Genomic DNA, 21,473 nt, shown 5'->3' on the forward strand with positions numbered 1-21,473 from the left:
ATGATAGCCCAGCAGGATTGCGGCTGGCTGAACGTCCAGCCAACCGCCAGGGCGCGAGGCCGAGGCCCCGGAGAATCAGGCCTCGATGCCGCGCGAGGACAGGTAGTCTTCGTAGCCGCCGCGGTAGTCGACGATCTCGCCCGAGGGCAGGATCTCGATCACGCGGGTGGCCAGGCCGGAGACGAATTCGCGGTCGTGCGAGACGAACACCAGCGTGCCTTCGTACTTTTCCAGCGCGAACTGCAGCGATTCGATCGATTCCATGTCCAGGTGGTTGGTCGGCTCGTCGAGCAGCATGACGTTGTGCCGGCCCAGCATCAGGCGACCGAAGGTCATGCGGTTCTTTTCGCCGCCGGACAGCACCTTGGGCGCCTTGGGCAGGTCGTCCGCCGAGAACAGCAGGCGGCCCAGCACCGAACGGATCGACTGGTCGTCGTCACCCGGCTGGCGATGGTCGCCCATCCAGTCGAGCAGGTTGATGTCGGTCTGCAGGAACTGATCCGACACGTCCTGGGCCATGTAGCCCAGGTCGGCGTTTTCCGACCACTTGACGCTGCCGGCGTCCGGCGCCAGGTCGGTGGCCAAGAGGCGCAGCAAGGTGGTCTTGCCGACGCCGTTGGCGCCGATGATGGCGATCTTCTCGCCGGCATCGACCATGGCCGAGAAATTGCGGATCACGGGCGCGTCGTAGGACTTGGACAGGTTCTCGACCGTGACCGCCAGGCGGTGCATGACCTTGTTCTGCTCGAAGCGGATGTACGGGTTCTGGCGCGACGAGGGCTTGACCACGACCTGCTCGGCCTTGATGCGGTCGATCTGCTTGAGGCGCGAGGTGGCCTGGCGCGACTTGGACTTGTTGGCGGCGAAACGGCGCACGAAGTCCTGCAGCTCGGTGACGCGTTCCTTGGCCTTGGCGTTGTTGGCCACCAGGCGCTCGCGAGCCTGGGTCGAGGCCAGCATGTAGTCGTCGTAGTTGCCCGGGTAGATGCGGATCTCGCCATAGTCCAGGTCGGCCATGTGGGTGCAGACCTGGTTCAGGAAGTGACGATCGTGGCTGATGATGATCATCGTGCTCTGGTAGCTGTTGAGCACGCTTTCCAGCCAGCGGATGGTGTTGATGTCCAGGTTGTTGGTCGGTTCGTCCAGCAGCAGCACGTCCGGGTTCGAGAACAGCGCCTGCGCCAGCAGCACGCGCAGCTTCCAGCCCGGCGCCACTTCGCGCATCGGCAGGTTGTGCTGGTCGACGGCGATTTCCAGGCCCAGCAGCAGCTCGCCGGCGCGGGCTTCGGCGGTGTAGCCGTCATATTCGGCGAACTTGGCCTCGAGGTCGGCCGCGCGCATGTAGTCGTCTTCGGTCGCTTCCGGGTTGGCGTAGATCGCGTCGCGCTCGGACATCGCGCCCCACATCTCGGTGTGGCCCATCATCACCACGTCCAGCACGCGCAGGTCCTCGAAGGCGAACTGGTCCTGGCGCAGCTTGCCCAGGCGCACGCCCGGCTCCAGCGAGACGTTGCCGGCCGACGACTCCAGGTCGCCGCCGATGATCTTCATGAACGTCGACTTGCCGGACCCGTTGGCCCCGATCAGCCCGTAGCGGTTGCCTTCCCCGAACTTGACGCTGACGTTCTCGAAAAGGGGCTTGGGACCGAACTGGATGGTGAGATTGGCGGTGGATATCACGGTGATGTCTTGGGGGGAATCTTGGTTTGAGGTCGCGCAGCGGCCAAAGCGGATGCGGCGAAACCCGATAGTGTACCAAGCCCGTCTGTCCGGAGCTTGCCCGGCAAGCGCACGGGCGTGGCGCTCGGGCTCGCGCCAGGTGCCATTTGTTGTCTTAAAGTAAAAATTTGTATTAAATCGGGTACCATTGCGGCCTCGACACGCGCGCTTCCTGCCCGCCGGGCCATGGAGGCTGACTCAACCCCTCGCCGCCGTCCCGTGACAGATTCGTCCCCGCCTCCCGGAAACGCCAGGTTCTATTTCCGCTCATTGATCGTCGCCGCGCTGGTCGCGATCACCATGTTGTGGGCGACGCCCCGGCTGACGCCCAGTTCGGATCTGCTGACCTACGCCATTGCCCGACTGCAGGCGCGGCTGGTGGGCGGCTATTACAGCCCCGCGCATCGCAACGACACCACCGTGGTGCTGATCGACGACGATTCGCTCGATCCGCAAAAAGGCGCCTGGCCCGTCCCCTACCGCACGCATGCCCGCTGGCTGCGCAATATCGGCCTGATCCACAAGCCCCGCGCCATCTTCCTTGACATCACCTTCGGCCGCGAACGGGACGACCCGACCTTGCCGGAGCTGGTCTCTGCCCTGTGCGAGCTGCGGGACGCCGGCGTGCCGGTGTTCCTGGCCGCGCTGCCTGGCGACGATGGCGGACTGCGGCTGCGCGATGGCCTGGCCACGCCGGCCGGCCAGCCGCCCTGCTTCACCCTGGTGGACGTGCGCTATTCGGCCAGCAAGGTCGACCGGCTGGTGTGGAGTTATCCGCTCTGGTCCGACGGCGACACGCGCAGCGCCGCGCTGGCGATGGCGCAGGACGTGGCCGGCATCGCGCTGCTCAAGGGCGAAGAGGCCATGGCCCTGACCTGGGGGGTCGACAACCTGGGCCAGCGGCCTTTCTCGCCCGACTGCCGCCTGGCGCGCGGCGGCTATCCCGAAATGCTGCCGGGTTACGTGCGCAGGCTGCTGTACGGCCCCGAGGCGAGCAAGCCGATCTGCCCCTACACCCGCACGCTGACCTTGTCCGAACTGCGCGCCGCCGATACCGACCAGGCCCGCCTGGAGGACCTGCTCACGGACCGCTACGTCATGATCGGCGCGGCGTTGAGCGGCTTTAACGACACTGTGCTGTCGCCCGTGCACGACGTGATCCCCGGGGTCTTCATGCACGCCATGGCGCTGGACAACCTGCTGACCTACCGGGACCACTACAAGCGCGCGCTGGAATGGGAAATCTGGCCACCCAACATCCTGTGGCTGCTGGGCATCCCCATCGTCATGGCGGCGCACCTCCTGCACTGGCTGGCCCAGTGGCTGGCCGTGCAACTGCGCGAAATCAATGGCTGGACCAGACGCTGGCTGGTGCCGCCGAAATCATGGCGGCTGACCGCGGCGACGCCCCCGGCCGAGGGCACCGAGATGCTGCCGCAGCGGCCCGCGCGGTGGATCGCGCTGGGCGCCGCGCGCGGCCCGCTGACGCGCCTGCGCCTGCTGCGCGCCATCTGCGCCGATCGCGCCTGCCGCCGCTGGCTGGCGCGCAAGGTCGCGGAAAAGCTGCTGATCGCGCTGGCGCTGACACTGGGCAAAGCGGCCTCCATCCTGCTGTCTTCGCTGGTGGTCATGTACATCGTGCTGATCGCGCAGGAATGGGTGGACGTCGGCACCCTGCCCATTGTCGACCTGGCGGTCATGGCGCTGGCCGCGCACTGGCTCGGCTGGACCGACACCGTCACCAAGTTTCTCGGCGGCAAGCCCAAGGCGGACGCGACCACGCCGCCACCGGCGCCCCCGCAATCTTCCGCCAAACCTCAGGAGTAGAACCGCATGATCCAGCCTTCCTCCATGATTGCCGCCGCCCTCGCGGCGCTGGCCCTGTACGGCGCGCCGGCCCTGGCGGCCGACCAGATCGTCGGCGCCAGCCTCAAGCCGCTGCCGCTCTATGCGCAGCCGGGCGGCGGGACGCCGGCCGCCAAATCCGATGGCCAGGGCATGCCGTGGCCCGTACTGGAAAGCCGCGAAGAGTTCTACCGGGTGAAAGTGGACGGCACCGACTACTGGGTGGACAGCATGCAGGTGCGCGTGTCGCGCAATTCGTCGGCGCAGTGCGGCCCGGTGGTCAAGCGCGTGCCCGGTCCCACCGGCTCCACCGCCGGCGCCGGCGAAAATGCCTGCCGCTGACATGGCGATGCCCTTCCATCACGCGCCCCGCCTCGCGGCCCTGACCCTGGCAATGGCCCTGGCCGGCTGCGCCAACATGCCCGGCGCCGGCCTGTCGTTCAAGACCGGGGAATTGCCACCCGCCCCCACCGACCGCAAGTGGCCCGACGCCGACCGCGACGCCCGCAATCAGCGCGCGCAGCACATGGGCCTGGTTGCCATGCCCGAGATGCAGGGCTACCTGAACGGCCTGCTCGGCCGTATCAAGGATGCCGCCGGCGTACCCGGCTGGCCTGGCGCCGTGTATGTCACCGCTTCCCCGGCGCTGGAGGCCTACAGCACCGGCGCGGGCAACATCTACCTGTCGATCGGCTGGCTGTCGTCCGCGGAGTCCGAGGACGAGATCGTCGCCATCCTGTCGCACGAATTCGGCCATATCTACCTGGACTATCACCAGCTGGAAGCGGCCAACACGACCAGCGACCAGGTCGCCACGCTGGCGGCGCTGGGCGTGGCCCTGGCGCAAAAGGCCGGCAGCGCGACGGGCTGGAGCCCGGTGGACAGCGTGATCGCTTCCTATGCCTTCGGCAAGGACGTGCTGGTTCCCGCCTGGAACCGGCAGCAGGAGGAAAACGCCGATCGCTTCGGCGCCACCGTCAGCCTGCGGCTGGGCTATTCCTACACGCAAGGGTTCAAGGCCTTCCTGGAGCGTCAGGCCACCTGGGAAACGGACAACGCCAGGATCCAGGAAGAAGACCGCAAGCGCATGGTCGAGCAGATCAAGCAGGCCGCCGCGCAGGATGCGCGCAAGCAGGCCGCGGCCTCGGGCAACAAGGTCGCGCCGCTGACCGAGATGCAGGCGTCGCTGAGTTCCGGCCTCGCTGGCGCCGGCGAAGACCTGCGCAATGGCCTGGACGACATCTGGAAGAAGCTGACCGTCAGCCATCCCGGCACCGAAGCGCGGCTGACCTCGCTGACCGGGCAGGTCACGCCGCTGATGGCCGGCAAGCCGCGCCCCGCGGCCACCATCGCGCCGTGGGACAAGGCGCGCGCGCAACGTCGCAGCGCCGCCGTGCTGAAGAACTACCAGAGCGCCAACGCCGCGCAACAGGCGCTGCAGGCGCAGGACTATGCCCAGGCGCGCAAGCTCGCGGCCCAGGCCGCCTCCGGCCCGACCGCGCAGCAGGCGTTGCCGCTGCTGGCGCTGAGCATGGCGCAAGGCGAACCCGGCAAGCCGTCCGCGCGCGCCGCCGCCCTGCTGGACCGCAACCTGCAATCCGAAGGCGACCGCGCCTGGCGCATCTATGTCCTGCGCGCCAACACCCTGCTGGGCTCGGGCCAACGCGCCCCCGCCACCGCGGTCATGAACCAGGGCTTCGAGTATTTCAAGGATGCCGGGCTGGCCTGGCCGGAAGCCATTGCCTTCTACGGGCAGACCGACAGCTGGGACAAGGCGCGCAAGCTGGCGCAGGAATGCGCGTCGCGCTTTCCGAGCTATGCCGGCGCCTGCAACAAGGCCGCGCAGACCCCCGCCGAGCAGGCCGAGGCCAAGCGCCGCGGCGAGCAGAAGGCGCAGTCGCTGGTCGACAGGCTGTTCAAGAAGTGAAGCACGCCACGCGGCGGGCCTTGCGGCCCGCCCGCGTCAATGATGGTGTTCGTCCAGCACCAGATGGGCCAGGCCCTTCTCGGTGGCGATGCCGACCTTCTGGCCGATCGGCAGCGTCGCCTTGGTGGCCACGTGGCCGTACGGCAGGCCGGTCACCACCGGCACCTTGACCGTCTTGCGCAGCCAGGCCACCACTTCGTGCAGGTCGTAGCCCTTGTCGTGCGGCGCCAGCTTGTAGTCGGAGAAGCGGCCCAGCACGATGGCCTTCTGCTTGCCCAGGATGCCCGCCTGCCACAGCTGGATCAGCATGCGTTCGATGCGGTAGGGATGCTCGGCCACGTCTTCCAGGAACAGGATGCCGCCGCGCACTTTCGGCATGTAGGGGGTGCCGATCAGCGAGGCCAGCATGGCCAGGTTGCCGCCCCACAGGATGCCGCGGCAATCGACCGGGTCGGCGTCCCGGGTCTCGAAGCTGAGGATTTCCAGCTCGCCACGCATCACTTCGCCGAACAGCGCCTCGGTCAGGTCGTCGACCTTCTTGCCGCCGAAGTCGTAGATGGCGGTGGCGCCGGTGTAGCTGACCCCGCCGGTCTGCGCCAGCAGCGCCAGGTTGAAAGCGGTGAAGTCACTCATGCCGACGAAGCGCTTGCCGCTGTCGGCCATGGCCTTCCAGTCGATCGCGTGCAAGAGGCGGCCCATGCCGTAGCCACCGCGCGTCACCATGACGATGGGCAGTTTCTGCTTGGCCGCGCGCGTCAGGCTGGCCAGGCGCTGGGCGTCGGTGCCGGCGAAGCGCTGGTGCTCGGCCAGCGCGGTGCGGTCCAGCGCGGTCTTGAAGCCCTGCGCGGCCAGGCGCTCGCGCGCCAGCTCGACGGTCTGCGGGTCGCGCACCGCCGACGACGGCGAGATCAGGTAGATGCCGCGCGCGTCCGGAAAGCTGTGGACGTGGCCCGCTTCATGGTCGTGGCTGTGGTCGTGGCCGCAGGCCTCGCCGCATTCGTGGTCGTGATCGTGCGGATGGCTGGCGTGTTCATGGGCCGGGGCGGCGGCCGCTTTGGCGCCGCGCGCCTTGGCGCCTCGGGTGTTGCTCATGCGATGGATTCCTTGGCGCGGCGTTCGCGGAAGAACCGGCGCAGCAGGTCGCCGCAGGGTTCCGCCAGCACACCGCCGGTGACTGAAGTGTGATGATTGAGTTTGGGCACCGAGCCCACGTCCAGCACGCTGCCGCAGGCGCCGGTCTTGGGGTCGTAGGCGCCGAACACCACCCGCGCCAGCCGCGCATGCAGCATGGCGCCGATGCACATGACGCAGGGTTCCAGCGTGACGTACACGGTGATGCCCGGCAGGCGGTAGTTTTCCAGCGCGCGGGCGGCGCCGCGCAGCGCGACGATCTCGGCGTGCGCGGTGGGGTCGTGGTCGATGATGGTGCGGTTGTAGCCGCGCCCCAGGATGTCGCCCCGGGACGAGACCACCAGCGCGCCCACCGGCACCTCGCCGATGTCATAGGCCGCCCGCGCCTCTTCCAGGGCCAGCGTCATGAACTCGGCATCCTGCGCGGTCCAGGGCGGCACGGCCGCCATGGCGAGCGGCTCAACCACGGTACACCCGCGACTTGAGCGCGATGCGGCCAGCCAGGCTGGTCACGGCCTCTTCGAGCCATTGGTAGAGTTCGGCGTCCTCGTCGTAGCGGGCCTGGTTCAGGTTCGACACCCGGCCTTCCTCGATGAAGCCCCAGGCGCGGCTGCGCTTGTCGCGGTGCTTCGGGTCCCACACGCCGAAGGCGTAGCCGCCGGCGCGCCGGATCAGCGAGAAGCACGGGATGTCGGTGTAGCCGTCGCCAACGAACACCATCTGGTCGAACGGCACCCGCAAGCGGTCCTCGGGCACCTTGCGGTTGACCTCGAACGGCTTGTTGCGGAAATCGCGGCCGATGATGCCCTTCTGGATGTGGAACAGGTAGCGCGTCTTGTCCGTGAAGCTGACGATGCGGCGCGGAAACTCGATGCCGCCGTCGGCCCCGTAGGTGAATTCGGAGGCCCAGATCTCGGTGAACTCGTGGGCAATGGGCGTGGAACGGACCACGTCGCCGATGCCGCTGGAGATCAGGTAGAACTCCAGTTGCACCTGCGGTTGCGCCGCCCGCACCGCGGCGCGCAGGCGCTGGAACAGCGTGACCACGCCATCGTGCAGTTCGAGGCGCGCGCCCCAGTCGCGCAGCCGTTGCTGCGTGACGAGGCCATGCCTGCCCTCGCGCGAGAGCTGGATCATCTGGTAGAGATAGGCCGGGACCGGGTCCCAGTCCTGGTGGGACAGCAGCGGGTCGACCTGGTCTTTCCAGAAGGACGCCGTGTCCACCCCGATGCTGTCCAGGAAACCGGACGTGCTGTCCGAGGCCAGCGTGTCGTCGAAGTCGAAAATCAGGGCGATGACGTCGGACATGGATATGCGTGAGTGAGGGCGACAGCCGCCATTTTGCCTGATTGTGGCGGCGGCCGCGCCCCGGCACACGGGGAAAGGGCACGCGACGCCCTCCCCTGGCCCGTCGAGCGCCGTTACTGGCGCATCGGCGCGGGCGGCGGCGGCGCCATGCCCGGGGCGGGCGCCATGCCGGGCGCGGCGCCCGGCGGCGGAGGCGGCGGCACCGTGCCGGCGGTGCCGGCCGGCACCTGGATCACGGTTTCACGCAGCACGCCGCCGCCCTGCACGCTGCCGCGCACCTGGGAGGGCGACGTCATCTGCGTCATGCAGTCCTGGCGCGAATCGGCCGGCAGGCGGTTGCAGCGGTCCAGCATGTTCTGCTGGTGCTGCTCGGTGGTGCCGTCGCTCAGGCGCTGGCGGTTGGCTTCCTGGCGGGCGGCGCCCGCCTCGCGCATGCAGGCGGTGCGCTCCTGGCCGGTGCTGCCGTTCTTGCAAGCCGCCACATCTTGTTCGTATTGCGCCTGGATGCCGGCGCGGCCGATCGGGTCGGCCGCCTGGGCCGCTCCCGCGGCCAGCATCAGGCCAGCCGCGCAAAGGGATGCCGCGAGGCGTTTGGTGTGCATGGGACGTACATTCATGGCCAGCTCCTTGGAGAAAGAGGATTGAACCCGAACGGCGCGGGCCTGGCTGGGCCGGCACCGTCTGCTTGATACAACTATCCCACGATGACACGACGGGGACATGTCGAGCAACGTGCAATCGTAAGCTGAAGTTTCCAATGCTGCGACGCAATCGTCATTGCGCCAGCGCAACCCGTCCCTGGAATGCCCGCTGTTCCGTCCCCTGCCCGCCGCCGCGCTTGCCTAGCGCGCGTCCAGGTCGGCGTCGGCCTTGGTCAAACGGTTACGGTAAACCGCCGCGCGCATCAGCAGCATCGCCGTCACCGGCGACGACACGATCAGCTGCAACGTGATGATCACTTCATGGAACACGGGCCGCGACGACAGCGCCGAGAACACCAGGATCGAGGCCGCCAGCACGCAGCCGCAGCCCATCGTGTTGCCCAGCGTGGGCGCGTGGATGCGGGCGTAGAAGGTGCGAAAGCGCAGCAGGCCGGCCGAGCCGGTCAGCGCCAGCAGGCCGCCCAGCACCAGCAGGACGCTGGCCGGGATGCTCGCCCACAGGGGAAGGGTCTCGATCATGGCTCGATCACCTCGCCGCGCAGCAGGAAGCGGGCCATCGCGGTCGAGCCCACGAAACCGAACAGCGCGATCAGCAACGCGATGTCGAAGTACACCGACGTGCCCGAGCGGATGCCGAACACCAGCATGATAAGCATGCCGTTGATGTAGAGCGTGTCCAGCGCCAGCACGCGGTCCTGCGCGGTGGGGCCGCGCAGCAGGCGGACGGCGGCGAACACCATGCCCAGCGCGAAACACACCAGGGCAAAGGACGCCGCCCAGTAAAGTATGGCGTTCATTCGAAGATCTCCATCAAGGGGCGCTCGTAGCGGTCTTGCACCAGGCGCACCCAGTCTTCCTCGTTCTGCAGGTCGAGCACGTGCAGCTTGAGGCGGTGGTCGTCGCCCAGTTCGACCCAGACGGTGCCGGGCGTGTAGGTGACGATGCAGGCCAGCATCGCCAGGCCATGCGGATCGCGCATGGTCAGCGGGATCTTGATGAACCCGGGCGAGAAATCATTGCGCCGCGGGTTCAGGATCAGCTTGCCCACGGCGATGTTGGACTTGATGATGTCCACGGTCACGTGCAGGAACAGCGGAATCGCCTTCCATAGCCGCCGCGGCCGCGCCTTCAACGGACGCAGGCGCGAGGCGGCCCAGGTGAACCACAGGGCCAGCGCCACGCCCAGCGCGATCTGGCCGGCCGACAGGCTTTCGTTCAGCACCAGCCACAGGACGAACAGGAATACCGGCAGGAAGAGGAAATACAGGCGGCGCATCAGCTTCCTCCTTGCACGCCGCGCACCGTCTGCGCGGACATCACGGCGTCGATGTAGCTCTTGGGCTGATCCAGCGAACGCGCGGCGTCATCCAGGTAGGCCGACACCGGGCCCGCGCCCGCCGCCAGCCCCACGCACAGCAGCAGCAGGACCGCCACCGGACCCGCCTCGATCACCCGCAGGCGCGGCGTGCTGCGATCGTCGCTGGCCCAGAACACGCGGATGCCGGTGCGGCCCAGGCCGATCAGCCCGGCCAGGCCGGACACCAGCACGGCCGCCACCAGGACCCAGGCGTCCATCGGCGGCGCCGATTCGTTGGCCGCCGAGACCGCCGCCGACAGCAGCGAGAACTTGGCGACGAAGCCAGACAGCGGCGGCAGCCCGGTCACCAGCAACGCGCAACAGATGAACGCCAGGCCGAGGAAGGCCATGGCCGCCGGAATCGCCACCCCGACCACGTCGTCCGAGCGGTTCACCGAGGCCGGATCGTCCAGGTCGAACGCGTCCAGCGTCACCGCCAGCACGTTGGCGCCGAAGCTGCGGGTGCGTTCGATGAGTTCGGCCAGCATGAAGAACGCGCCCGTGGTCAGCACCGAACTGATCAGGTAGAACAGCGCCGGGCCGGTCAGCGTCACGCCGGGCATGCCCAGCGCCGTCAACAGCGTGCCGGCCGAGACGATCACGCAATAACCCACCATCTTCTCGAGCTGCTGCGTGGCCAACAGGCCCAGGCCGCCGAACAGCAGCGTGGCCAGGCCGGCCGCGAACATCCAGTCCAGGCTGAACGCCGCCGGCGCGCCGGTCGGCAGCAGCAGCGAGCCGATGCGCAGCAGCGCGTAGATGCCGACCTTGGTCATGATCGAGAACATGGCCGCGACCGGCGCGCCGGCCGAGCCGTAGCCCTTGACCAGCCAGAAGTTCAGCGGCCAGGCGCCCGCCTTCACCAGGAAGGCCACGCCGAGAATGGCGGCGCCGGCCTCGAACAGCATGCGGTCGGAGCCGGTCAGGTTGCCGGCGCGCAGCGCCAGGTCGGCCATGTTGAGCGTGCCGCTCACGCCGTAGATCAGCGCGATGCTGATCAGCAGCAGGAACGAGGCCACCAGGTTGACCGCGATGTACTGCAGGCCGGCGCTGACGCGCGCCACGCCCGAGCCGTGCAGCAACAGGCCGTAGGAAGCGGCCAGCAGCACCTCGAAGAACACGAACAGGTTGAACAGGTCGCCCGTCAGGAAGGCGCCGTTCAGGCCCATCAGCAGGAACTGGAACAGGGAATGGAAATGCACCCCGGCCCGGTCCCAGCGCGCCAGCGCGTAGGTCAGCGAGGCCAGGCCCAGCACCGCGGTCAGGGTCAGCATGACCGCCGCCAGGCGGTCCACCACCAGCACGATGCCGAACGGCGCGGGCCAGTCGCCCACCAGGTAGACGCCGACGCCATGCGGCCAGACGTCCGGCACGGCGCCGCCGGCGACCGCCAGCAAGGCGATGGCCGCGGCCAGCTGGGCCAGCGTCGACAGCATGGCGATGGCGCCGCGGGTGTAGCGGCGGGTGTCGCCCAGCAGCAGCATCGCGGCGCCGGCCAGCAGCGGCGTGACGATGGGCAGGACGGGAAGATGTTGAAGCCAGAAACTCAAGATTGGGACTCCCGTCCATCGACGTGGTCGGTGCCCGTCAAGCCGCGCGAAGCCAGCAGCACCACCAGGAACAGCGCGGTGGTGGCGAAACCGATCACGATGGCCGTCAGCACCAGCGCCTGGGGCAACGGATCGGCGTACCAGGAAGGATCATGGGCCATGGCCGGGTCCACCACCGGCGGGCGGCCCGACGTCAGGCGGCCCATGCCGAAGATGAACAGGTTGACCGCATATGAGACCAGCGACAGGCCCATGATGAACTGGAACGTCCGCGGCCGCAGCAGCAGCCAGACGCCCGAGCCCGCCAGGACGCCGATCGCGACGGCGTAAATCAATTCCATCAGGCTTCCCCCGTTTGTGCGGCGGCCGCCTGGCTTTCGGCGGCAGCCTTGCGTTGTGCGCGCAGCGATTGGTGGGCCAGCGCCACCAGCACCAGCACGGTGGACCCGACCACCAGCATGTAGACGCCGAGGTCGAACAGCAGCACGCTGGACAGGTGCACGTGTCCCACCAGCGGCAAGGCGATGTCCCAGGCCAGCGCGGCCAGGAACGGCTTGTAGGCCAGCCAGGCCGTCACCGCCGCCGTGCCGGCGAACAGCAGGCCGATGCCGATCCAGTTCTGCGGGTTCAGGCGGCTGCGCGATTCGACCCAGTAGACCCCGCCCACCATGTACTGCAGGATCACGGCGGTGGCGAAGATCAGCCCGCCCACGAAACCGCCACCGGGCTGGTTGTGGCCGCGCAGCAGGAAATACACCGAGATCAGCGCCGCCGTCGGCAGCAACAGGCGCACCAGCACCGTCGGCACCATCATCGGGCCGGTCGGCACGACCGCCTTGATGTCCGGCGTGGGCGGCACCGGGCCGTCCTGGTCGATCTGCTGGCGCGGCAGGTCGGCGCTTTCGGCGGCCGGCCGGAAGCGGCGCAGCAGCGCGTACACCGTCAGCGCCACGATGCCCAGCACCGTGATTTCGCCGAAGGTATCGAAGCCGCGGAAGTCCACCAGGATCACGTTGACCACGTTAGTGCCGCCGCCATCGGGCAGCGCGCGGTCGACGAAGTATGAGGAAATCGTGTCGGTCCGCGGCCGCACCAGCACCGCGTAGGCCAGCGCCGCCATGCCGGTGCCGGCGGCGGTGGCCATCAGCAGGTCGCGCAGGCGGCGGCCGCGGGCGCGCAGGGTCGCCCCCAGGCCCTCGTCCTCGTCCTGGGCGATGCGGCGCGGCAGCCAGCGCAGGCCGAGCAGCAGCAGCACCAGCGTCACCACCTCCACCGACAGCTGCGTCAGCGCCAGGTCGGGCGCCGAAAACCAGACGAACGTGAGACAGGTCACCAGGCCCGCGCCGCCGGCCAGCGCCAGCGACGCCAGGCGGTGGTACTTGGCCTGGTAGGCCGCGGCCACCGCGCAGACGCAACCCACCAGCCACAGCAGGGCGAAGGCCGGATCGACCGCGGCCGGACGGCCGGCGCCTTCCAGCCAGCCGCCTGCCCGCAACGGCAGCCAGGCCACGAACAAGGTGCCCAGCACGATCAGCAGCATCTGCACCTGCAGGCGCGACGACGCCAGCCAGCGCAACAGCCAGGCGGCGGCGACGCTGGAACCGTCGAGCAGCGTCTCGAACGAGCGGCGGCCGTCCAGGCGGTAGATGAACGGCACCCGGCCGGGGTTGGCGCGCTGGTGCGCGCGCAGCGCCAGGTACAGGATCACGCCCGAGGTCATGGCCACGAAGCTCATCACCAGCGGCAGGTTGACGCCGTGCCACACGGCCAGACTGTATTCGGGCATGTTGGCGCCCAGGATGCTCTGCGCGGCGGTGGCCAGGAACGGGCCGAGCGTCAGGCCCGGCAGGATGCCCACCACCAGGCACATCAGCACCAGCAGGCCGCTGGGCAGCAGCATCCAGCCGGGCGGCTCGTGCGGCGCGCGCGGCAGGTCGGTGGCCGGCGGGCCGAAGAACACCTGCAGGATGAAGCGCAGCGAATAGGCCACGCTGAAGGCCCCTGCCACCGTGGCCGCCAGCGGCAGGCCCACCTTGGTGACCCAGTCGCCGCTGACGAAAGTGGTCTCGGCGAAGAACATTTCCTTGGAGATGAAGCCGTTGAGCAGCGGCACCCCGGCCATCGAGGCCGCCGCCACCATGGCCAGCGTGGCCGTGATCGGCATGGCCTTGTACAACCCTGACAGGCGGCTCAGGTCGCGCGTGCCGGTCTCGTGGTCGACGATGCCCGCGGCCATGAACAGCGAGGCCTTGAAGGTGGCGTGGTTGACCATGTGGAACACCGCCGCCACCAGCGCCAGCGAGCTGTTCAGCCCCAGCAGCAATGTGATCAGGCCCAAGTGGCTGATGGTCGAATACGCCAGCACCCCTTTCATGTCCTGCTGGAAGATGGCGGCGTAGCCGCCCAGCACCAGCGTGATCAGCCCGGCGCCGCCGATGATCCAGAACCATTCGTCGGTGCCGGCCAGCACCGGCCAGAAGCGCGCCAGCAGGAACACGCCAGCCTTCACCATGGTGGCCGAGTGCAGGTAGGCCGACACCGGCGTGGGCGCGGCCATGGCGTTGGGCAGCCAGAAATGGAACGGGAACTGCGCGCTCTTGGTCAGCGCGCCCAGCGCCACCAGCACCAGCACGGCCGGGTACCAGGGGTCGGCGCGCACCAGGTCGCCGGCGGCCAGCACGCGGTCCATGTCGTAGCTGCCGACGATGTGGCCCAGGATCAGCACCCCGGCCAGCAGGCACAGCCCGCCGGCGCCGGTCACGGTCAGCGCCATGCGCGCGCCGCGGCGGGCGTCCAGGCGGTGGTGCCAGTAGGCGATCAGCATGAACGAGGCCAGGCTGGTCATTTCCCAGAACATGACCAGCTGGATCAGGTTGCCCGACAGCACCACGCCGAGCATGGCGGCCATGAAGGCCTGGAAGAACGAGAAGAAGCGCGGCACCGGATCTTCCGGCGACATGTAGTAGCGCGCATACAGCACCACCAGCGCGCCCATGCCGGACACGATCAGGGCGAACAGCCAGGCGTAGCCGTCCATGCGCAGGGTGAACTGCAGGCCCAGGGCGGGCGCCCAGGGAATGTCGACGCGGACCACGCCGCCGCCGGCGACCTGCGGATAGAGACTGGCGACCAGAACCGCGCAGGCCAGGGCGATGATGCCCGCCAACCAGGCCTCGGCATTGCGGGCGTTGGAAGGCAGCAGCGCGGCGCACAGGCTGCCGGCGAACGGCAGAGCGAGGATCAGTATCAGCGACATGGCGTTCCGAGAATGTCCGGGCCCCCTCCCGCCAGCGCAGCAGCGAGAGACGAAACAGACCGGGGATTGAAAAACGGACGGAACCCTGGCCCGGTGCGTCGCTGCACTACACGTTGCCCCGCGGGGACATCAACCTACGCCATTGAACGGCGTGGACAGAAACAAACGCAATAGTTTTCTTGCAAGACCGGCCAAGAATCTCATCCGAAAAATATCAGATTCTTGTAAGTTATGCAGAGATTTATGCGCGTACCTGGGGGATGACGACATGATCGCTGCGCAATGATTACGCACCGATGACCGACCCCAATTTCGTTCAAGTTCTTGTCAGCATACGTTTTTTTTCCCGCATCGTCGCCCTTCAGGCGCGCTTCTTCCGGGGTAGAAATACCCACACGGGATGCAGGGGGAATACGGATTGACCGGTTCCATATAACTGTGTGGAATGGCGCCCACGAAGCGACGGCCAGGCCAGCATCCGAGCCCGGCGCGCTTCACCGACGCCGGCCAACGAAGCCGGCCGGCTCGGATTTCAATAATATGGAGAAGACTCTTGACCGTGCTGTCTCAAGCCAAGGCCGTCCTGGCCACCGCCCTCGCCGGCCTCTGCCTCGGCGGCGCCGCGCAGGCCGCTGATGCCTACCCCAACAAGCCCATCCGCCTGATCGTGCCGTTCGCGGCCGGCGGCACCACCGACATCGTCGCCCGCGTGGTGGCCGAAGGCCTGGGCCGTGAACTCGGCCAGGCCGTGGTGGTGGAAAACCGCGGCGGCGGCGGCGGCGCGATCGGCGCCGACGCGCTGGTCCGTTCCGCCCCGGACGGCTACACCCTGGGCGTGGCCACCGTCAGCACCATGGCCACCAACCCCGCCACCAACCCCAAGAACCCGTACAACCCGCTCAAGGACTTCGCGCCCATCACCAATATGGTGAACGTGCCCAACGTGCTGACGGTGAACCCGGCCGTTCCCGCCAAGACGACGGCCGAATTCATCGCCTTGCTCAAGGCCAACCCGGGCAAGTACAGCTACGCCTCGTCCGGCGCCGGCGGCATCGGCCACCTGGACGGCGAACTGTTCAAGTCGCTGACCAAGACCGACATGGTGCACGTGCCCTACCGCGGCTCGGGCCCGGCGCTCAACGACGTGATCGCCGGCCAGGTCAACGCCCAGTTCGACAACCTGCCCTCGTCCATGCCCCACATCCAGGCCGGCAAGCTGCGCGCCCTGGCCGTGGCCGCGCCCAAGCGCCTGCCCACCCTGCCCGACGTGCCCACGTTCGCCGAAGGCGGCCTGCCGGAAATGGACAACATGGCCTGGTACGGCCTGGTCGCCCCCGCCGGCACGCCGCAGGCGGTGATCGACCGCATCCACGACGCCACCGTCAAGACGCTGAAGGATCCGAAGATCGTCCAGCGCCTGGCCGACGGCGGCTCGCTGGTCGACGGCAACACCCCGGCCGAATACGCCGCGCAGATCAAGCGTGAACTGGAACTGCGCCAGCGCATCGCCAAGGAACGCAACATCCAGTCGACCAACTGAGGTTTGCCCGGCCCTTTGGGGCCGATGGCCGCCCCATGGCGGCCAGCATGCGAATCAGGGCCGCCTTCGGGTGGCCCTGATTCATTGCAGCCCCGCCCCTCGGCATCAGAAATCCATGTTCGCGGACACCAGGACCGTGCGCGGCGCCGCGGGCGACACGTAGCTGGACATGTAGACACCCTCCCAGTAGCGCCGGTCAGCCAGATTGTGAACGCTGGCGCGCAGCATCAAGGCCCTGCCCGCAACCCGCGTGGCGTAGCGCGCCCCCAGATCGAACCGGGTCCATGACGGCATGCGCAGGACATTGGCGTTGTCGACGTACTGCGCGCCGGTGTGGATGACACGGCCGGTCAGGGTCAGGCCCGCCACGCCGGGCACGTCCCATTCCAGGCCCAGGTTGGCGGCGAGTGGCGCCGTGCCGGGCGCGTCGTTGCCGTTGTCGGCGCCATCCTGGGTTCGGATCAGCCTGCCCCGGGGGTAGCTGATGCCGCCCAGAACCCGCACGCGCCGGGCCAGCGCGCCGAAGAACGCCCACTCGACGCCACGATTGCGCTGCTCGCCATCCAGGCGCAACGTGGGCAACGGCGAAGTACCGCGATCGGACACGGTGCTCGGCCGGGTGAGCTGGAACAGGCTCAGGGTGTTGGCGAAGCTGCCGCGATCCAGCTTGGCGCCGATCTCGAACTGCCTTGTCTTGTAGGGCGGCAAGACCTCGCCGGCGTTCTGGTAATTGCGACCCACCGTCGTGCCCGCTTCCAGGCCCTGGATGTGATTGGCGTACAGCGACAGAGGCGCGAGCGGCTTGATCACCAGGCCGATCATCGGCGTCCAGGCACGCTGATCGTAGGTCGAGGTCACGGGCGTGAAGCCCTGCAACGTGGCGCCGAAGTTGTCCACCTTGACGCGCTGGCGCCGCGCGCCCAGCGTCAGCAGGACCCGCTCATCGTCCAGCGACAGCGTATCCGCCAGCGCCACGCTGTCGAACCTCGACCGCGACGTCTTCGACGGATCCCCGGCGGCCGCGGCCGCGGGCCGTGCCGCTGGCGGGTGACGAATGTGGGTGACGCCGATGGGCGCATAGGCAAATCCCTGGCGGGTCTCGTCCTGCTGCCGCGTGCCGCTCAGCGCGAACGCATGCCTGATGGCGCCCGTGCGGAACGCGCCGCGCGCGCCCAGCTCCGCCGATCGCGCATGGTTGTCGGCCCGGGTGCCGAACGGAAACAGATAGGCGCTGCCATCGGCCTTGACGTTGGTCACCAGCTGCCCGCGCCCCGCAAAGTCATTGTGGCGCGCGCCAAACCGGGCAAAGGCGGTCCAGTCGCGGGTGACGTCAAACTCGCCGCCGACCAGCGCCGTCGTATTGTGGGCGTCATAGTCGTCGTCCGAGACCGTGATCGCGCCGTCGGGCGCCGCGGGCATCGTGACCAGAGACGCGTCCATGCCGGGAATGATGGGCGTGCCGCCGCGATTCCTGACGGTCGAGCGCCACACGTCCAGGGCCGCGCGCAAGCGCTCGCCACGATAGTCCAGCGCGAGCGCGCCGACGTCGTCCTTTCTCGACACGCCGGCCAGCGGCGTGCCGCCATCGCGCCGGCTGGCGTTGACGCGCAGCCCCCATTCGCCGCCAGCGCCGAAGCGCCGCCCCAGGTCCGCGTGTGCCTTCGCCAACGACGCCGACTCCCTGCCCACGGTGACACGGGCCAGCGGCTCGTCGACCGCACGCTTGGGAACGACATTGATGCTGCCGCCCACCGCGGCCATGCCGTTGAGCAGCGCGCTCGGCCCCAGCAGGACCTCGACGCGCTCCGCGATTTCCAGCGGCGGGGTACCGCCGTAGGTCGACACCAGGCCATACAGGCCATTGATGGCCGTCTGCGAATCCGACAGCGCGAAACCACGGATCTTGAACTGCTCGCCGATATTGTTGGGGGGCACCGAGCGCCGCACCGAAGGCATGTTGTCCAGCACGTCGCCCAACGTGGTGGCCTGCTGATCCTCGATCAGCGCCGAGGTATAGCTGGTCTGGCTGAAGGGCGCGTTGCGGAGGTCGACATTGCCCAGCAGCCCGAGGCCGCCGCCCGCGGCAACCTGCCCGCCCGCATGGACGGGCGCGAGTTCATTGACGCGGCGGCCTTCGACCACCACGGGTTCGAGCTGGCCGGCCTGCACCGCGCCGGACAGTCCACTCACGAGGAACAGCAATGGCAAGACCCGGTGAGCGTGGCCGGAGCCGGGAATGGCACGCGTACGAGGCAACGGCCGGCGTGCGATAAAAACACGGTGATTCACGAGATCGATCCCAGGAAAGTCGGAGGCAACAGGACGGGTGATCGATCGGGAAGGAAAGGCGCTCGTATGGCATGGCCTGGAAACGCGGAATACGGCGGGTCTTGATTGAAGCAATGATCGGCGATCCGTTGGATGGGCAATTTGCCTGCATTGCGCCAGGGAGCGCGGTGCCGGACAGATACCGGACCACTCCTACCCTCGGCCATGCGACTCACCAACAAGGAGGCGGCGCGGACGCCGCGCGCGAGTCCGCCCGCTCTGCTACCATTTCGCCCGTGCGAACCGATTTTTCCCGCCTCTCCGACGCCGCCTGCGTCCTTTGCGCCCTGCGCTCGACCCTGTTGAGCTCGCAGGAAGTCGCCGCGCGCCGCGCCTACGCGCGTTCCAAGCCCGGCTAAGCGCCCCGCGCGCCCTCCCCCCGTTTTGTTCCGACCGGCCCGCCGCCGGCCACCAGCACGTCCGTACGTCCCGATGGCGTACGCACGATCTGGCGCCAGGCCGGCCGGCATGACCGCCTCGCCTTGGGGCCAGGCGGTCTTCGCCCCATGTTTCGTCCGCCCGCCGGCCCTGTCCGGCGGGCGGCGCCACGCCTTGATTGCCACCGAACGCCATGCAACTCACCAAGAAATTCGTCAAAGCCAAGAACCCCTGCGCGGGAGGCTACAAATGGTTCCTGCGCGACCACAACGGACAGGGGGACTACCAGGCCGTCCTCGATGCCCTGGTGGCCGACGGGCGCGTGGGTGACGCCTGCTGGCTTCTGGACCAGTTCGGCCCGACCGACGCCGTGCTGAAGCTGGACACGCTCGACGCCCACGCCATCGTCTTCGCCGGCACGCTGGAAGTGCGCATGGGCATCAACGTCGACAGCGTGGTGCGCGCCGGACGCAGCATCGTCACCGGCGGCGGCATCCGCGCCGGCGAATCCATCGTGGCCGGCGAGAACATCACCGCCGGCGCCAACATCGCCAGCGCCGGCGACCTGCGCGCGGGCGGCGACGTGTCCGCCGAATGGGGCATCGAGGTCGCCGCCGCCTTCGACTGCCGCGGCAACCTGCGCGCCAAGTGGGACATCTGCGCCGGCCAGGACCTGGCCGTGACCGGCCACCTGCGGGCCGGCCAGGACGTGCAGGTGCAAGGCACCCTCAAATGCGGCCAGGGCATCAAGGCCGGCGGCGGCGTCCAGGCCGCCAAGGACATCGATGCCGCCTGCGGCATCCAGGCGGGCGCGGCCATCGCCTGCGGCGGCCACCTGGCCGCGGGCTGGGGCCTGATCGCCGGCGAGGACATCCGCGCCGACGGTTCGATCCGCGCCGGCGAAGGCGTGCAGGCCGACGGCCGGATCGAGGCCGGCGATGGCCACGGCGTCTATGCCGGCCTGAACGTGCGCCTGGACGCCTGGGCGGTCTGCGCCCGGGTCCAGGCGTGCGAACGGCCGGCGCAACTGGTCAGCGGCCATTGGGCCGGCCAGGAAGAAGCCGCGCACGCGTAGCGCGCAATCCCCGTCAGCCGCCCGAACGCGCCGCCGCCGGCGTGCGCAGCACCAGCATCAGGCCCAGCAGGATCCCCGCCATGCCGCCCAGGCTCAGCAGCGACAACCGGTTGCCCAGCACCAGGTAATCCAGCGCCGCGGTGCCGGCCGGCACCAGGTAGAACAGGCTGGTGACGTTGACCAGGTTGCCGGACTGGATCATGCGGTAGAACAGCAGCGTCGCGCCGACCGAGATCACCAGGCCCATCCACAGCAGCGGCAAGATGAAGCCCACGCTCCAATCCGCGTGCAGCGGCTGGAACGGCGCGAACAGCAGGCACAACGCCAGGCTCACCACGTACTGCAGCGGCATCACGTCCATCGGCGCCTGGCGCACCCGCTTTTGCAGGATGGCGCCGGCCGTCATGCTGAGCAGCGCCGCAAACGCGAAGGCCATGCCGGCCAGCGAGAAACGCGCCATGCCGATGCTCTGGAACATCACCATCGCCAACCCGCACAGGGCCAGCAGCAGGCCCGCCAGCCGCTGCGGCGGAAAGCGGCGCTCCAGCAGCGCCAGGGTCAGGATGGGTTGCGCCCCCAGCAGCGTGGCCAGCACGCCCGGCGTAATGCCGTGGTCCAGCGCCAGCAGGTAGCAGATGGAATAGCTGCCGATCAGCAGCAGCCCGGTCAGCGCCACGATGCCGCGCGTGCCCGGCGCCGGCAGCCAGCGCCGCCGCCCCGCGCAGATCAGCAGCAGCACGGCCAGGGCCAGGATGAAGCGCAGCAGCAGGAAGCCGAAGGCCGAGGCGTGCGCCAGGCCCCATTTGGCGAAGATCGCGCCGCCGCTCCACAGCAGCACGAACAAAGTGGTGGAGCCATGGGCGGCCCACGCATTGCGATTGAAAGACATGAGAGTTTCTACCTGTCGGGTATGGAACAGGCTCCCGCGGCGCCGCGCGGCTTGCGACGCGCGGACGGATCAGGCATGGACACGCGGCGGGCGGACGCGAACGTGTTGACGCGTCAGCGCATCAGCGCGGCGGATCCAGGCGATAAAGCGGGAGCGGGAAGTGAGCGGCGGTCAGCCGACGACGGCAGCCACGGGCGGATAGGCGCCCGCGACACCGACGACGACCTCGCACGGCGGCGGCGGCGCGGCCGGCGGCGATACGACCGTCGAGACGACAGGAGAAACCACGGGAGGCGACACGCCATGCCGCAGGCTCGCGCGCAGGCCGGCGCCGGCTGCGCGGGCAGCAAAGGCGGATTCGGCGGATGGCGTGAAGTCGGGCATGTGAGACGCGTCGGGTTCGGTGATGAACCCGTGTAGGCTACCGGCGCGGCGCAGTGGCGTCAAGTTGGCCGGCGCCTGCGCGCAGCCGGCGACGCGCTTGCCCGCACCGGTGCGCGCCTGCCGG

Annotated in this window: 19 protein-coding genes; 5 read left to right on the forward strand and 14 right to left on the reverse strand. The window is 68.7% G+C overall.

Annotation, left to right across the window (positions count from 1 at the left end; genetic code table 11):
- Positions 1 to 75: 75 nt before the first annotated feature.
- Positions 76 to 1,680: an ABC-F family ATPase gene (locus tag I6I07_RS25325; RefSeq protein WP_006394691.1), complete on the reverse strand. Its 1,605-nt coding sequence runs from the start codon at positions 1,678 to 1,680 to the stop codon at positions 76 to 78.
- Between the two features lie 258 nt (positions 1,681 to 1,938).
- On the opposite strand from I6I07_RS25325, the gene I6I07_RS25330 reads away from it, so the two are divergent.
- Genes I6I07_RS25330 through I6I07_RS25340 form a run of 3 tightly spaced genes read left to right on the forward strand, consistent with a single transcriptional unit; the run spans position 1,939 to position 5,491 of the window.
- Positions 1,939 to 3,546, forward strand: a complete 1,608-nt coding sequence (locus I6I07_RS25330; RefSeq protein ID WP_198484197.1) for a CHASE2 domain-containing protein — start codon at positions 1,939 to 1,941, stop codon at positions 3,544 to 3,546.
- 6 nt (positions 3,547 to 3,552) lie between these two features.
- Complete coding sequence (locus I6I07_RS25335) at positions 3,553 to 3,906, forward strand: hypothetical protein (RefSeq protein ID WP_198484198.1); 354 nt, start codon at positions 3,553 to 3,555, stop codon at positions 3,904 to 3,906.
- Complete coding sequence (locus tag I6I07_RS25340; RefSeq protein WP_232625740.1) at positions 3,893 to 5,491, forward strand: M48 family metalloprotease; 1,599 nt, start codon at positions 3,893 to 3,895, stop codon at positions 5,489 to 5,491. Before I6I07_RS25335 ends, I6I07_RS25340 begins: the two co-directional genes overlap by 14 nt.
- 36 nt (positions 5,492 to 5,527) lie before the next feature.
- Here the strand turns inward: I6I07_RS25340 and I6I07_RS25345 are convergent, their stop codons facing one another.
- The 10 genes from I6I07_RS25345 to I6I07_RS25390 all read right to left on the reverse strand — a co-directional run bounded on the left by I6I07_RS25345 (position 5,528) and on the right by I6I07_RS25390 (position 14,755).
- Positions 5,528 to 6,583 (reverse strand): LD-carboxypeptidase, encoded by a 1,056-nt coding sequence (locus tag I6I07_RS25345; RefSeq protein ID WP_198484199.1) that lies wholly within the window; start codon positions 6,581 to 6,583, stop codon positions 5,528 to 5,530.
- Positions 6,580 to 7,071, reverse strand: a complete 492-nt coding sequence (gene tadA, locus I6I07_RS25350; RefSeq protein WP_198487668.1) for a tRNA adenosine(34) deaminase TadA — start codon at positions 7,069 to 7,071, stop codon at positions 6,580 to 6,582. The genes I6I07_RS25345 and tadA overlap by 4 nt, the downstream gene beginning before the upstream one ends.
- 10 nt (positions 7,072 to 7,081) lie before the next feature.
- Complete coding sequence (locus I6I07_RS25355) at positions 7,082 to 7,930, reverse strand: haloacid dehalogenase-like hydrolase (protein ID WP_198484200.1); 849 nt, start codon at positions 7,928 to 7,930, stop codon at positions 7,082 to 7,084.
- A 113-nt stretch (positions 7,931 to 8,043) separates the two neighbouring features.
- Positions 8,044 to 8,547, reverse strand: coding sequence for a hypothetical protein (locus I6I07_RS25360; protein WP_232625742.1), 504 nt, complete (start codon positions 8,545 to 8,547; stop codon positions 8,044 to 8,046).
- A 225-nt stretch (positions 8,548 to 8,772) separates the two neighbouring features.
- Complete coding sequence (gene mnhG / locus I6I07_RS25365; protein WP_198484201.1) at positions 8,773 to 9,111, reverse strand: monovalent cation/H(+) antiporter subunit G; 339 nt, start codon at positions 9,109 to 9,111, stop codon at positions 8,773 to 8,775.
- Positions 9,108 to 9,389, reverse strand: a complete 282-nt coding sequence (locus I6I07_RS25370; protein WP_198484202.1) for a K+/H+ antiporter subunit F — start codon at positions 9,387 to 9,389, stop codon at positions 9,108 to 9,110. The genes mnhG and I6I07_RS25370 overlap by 4 nt, the downstream gene beginning before the upstream one ends.
- Entirely contained in the window at positions 9,386 to 9,868 is a 483-nt protein-coding gene (locus I6I07_RS25375) for a Na+/H+ antiporter subunit E (protein WP_198484203.1), read from the reverse strand. The genes I6I07_RS25370 and I6I07_RS25375 overlap by 4 nt, the downstream gene beginning before the upstream one ends.
- Positions 9,868 to 11,499, reverse strand: a complete 1,632-nt coding sequence (locus tag I6I07_RS25380) for a monovalent cation/H+ antiporter subunit D (protein WP_198484204.1) — start codon at positions 11,497 to 11,499, stop codon at positions 9,868 to 9,870. Before I6I07_RS25380 ends, I6I07_RS25375 begins: the two co-directional genes overlap by 1 nt.
- Positions 11,496 to 11,840: a Na+/H+ antiporter subunit C gene (locus I6I07_RS25385; protein ID WP_006227452.1), complete on the reverse strand. Its 345-nt coding sequence runs from the start codon at positions 11,838 to 11,840 to the stop codon at positions 11,496 to 11,498. The genes I6I07_RS25380 and I6I07_RS25385 overlap by 4 nt, the downstream gene beginning before the upstream one ends.
- Complete coding sequence (locus tag I6I07_RS25390) at positions 11,840 to 14,755, reverse strand: monovalent cation/H+ antiporter subunit A (protein ID WP_198484205.1); 2,916 nt, start codon at positions 14,753 to 14,755, stop codon at positions 11,840 to 11,842. Before I6I07_RS25390 ends, I6I07_RS25385 begins: the two co-directional genes overlap by 1 nt.
- 553 nt (positions 14,756 to 15,308) lie before the next feature.
- On the opposite strand from I6I07_RS25390, the gene I6I07_RS25395 reads away from it, so the two are divergent.
- Positions 15,309 to 16,295: a Bug family tripartite tricarboxylate transporter substrate binding protein gene (locus I6I07_RS25395; protein WP_198484206.1), complete on the forward strand. Its 987-nt coding sequence runs from the start codon at positions 15,309 to 15,311 to the stop codon at positions 16,293 to 16,295.
- Between the two features lie 105 nt (positions 16,296 to 16,400).
- Here the strand turns inward: I6I07_RS25395 and I6I07_RS25400 are convergent, their stop codons facing one another.
- Positions 16,401 to 18,485, reverse strand: coding sequence for a TonB-dependent receptor (locus I6I07_RS25400; RefSeq protein WP_198484207.1), 2,085 nt, complete (start codon positions 18,483 to 18,485; stop codon positions 16,401 to 16,403).
- A gap of 709 nt (positions 18,486 to 19,194) precedes the next feature.
- Between I6I07_RS25400 and I6I07_RS25405 the strand changes: the two genes are divergently transcribed.
- Positions 19,195 to 20,076: a hypothetical protein gene (locus tag I6I07_RS25405; protein ID WP_198484208.1), complete on the forward strand. Its 882-nt coding sequence runs from the start codon at positions 19,195 to 19,197 to the stop codon at positions 20,074 to 20,076.
- 13 nt (positions 20,077 to 20,089) lie between these two features.
- Here I6I07_RS25405 and I6I07_RS25410 read toward each other — a convergent pair whose 3' ends face one another.
- Together I6I07_RS25410 and I6I07_RS25415 are read right to left on the reverse strand one after the other, a co-directional pair.
- Positions 20,090 to 20,965 (reverse strand): DMT family transporter, encoded by an 876-nt coding sequence (locus I6I07_RS25410; protein WP_198484209.1) that lies wholly within the window; start codon positions 20,963 to 20,965, stop codon positions 20,090 to 20,092.
- Positions 20,966 to 21,136: 171 nt separating this feature from the next.
- Complete coding sequence (locus tag I6I07_RS25415; RefSeq protein ID WP_198484210.1) at positions 21,137 to 21,349, reverse strand: hypothetical protein; 213 nt, start codon at positions 21,347 to 21,349, stop codon at positions 21,137 to 21,139.
- Between the last annotated feature and the right edge of the window lie 124 nt (positions 21,350 to 21,473).

Origin of the sequence: Achromobacter deleyi (assembly GCF_016127315.1) — a bacterium.
Classification (GTDB): domain Bacteria; phylum Pseudomonadota; class Gammaproteobacteria; order Burkholderiales; family Burkholderiaceae_B; genus Achromobacter; species Achromobacter insuavis_A.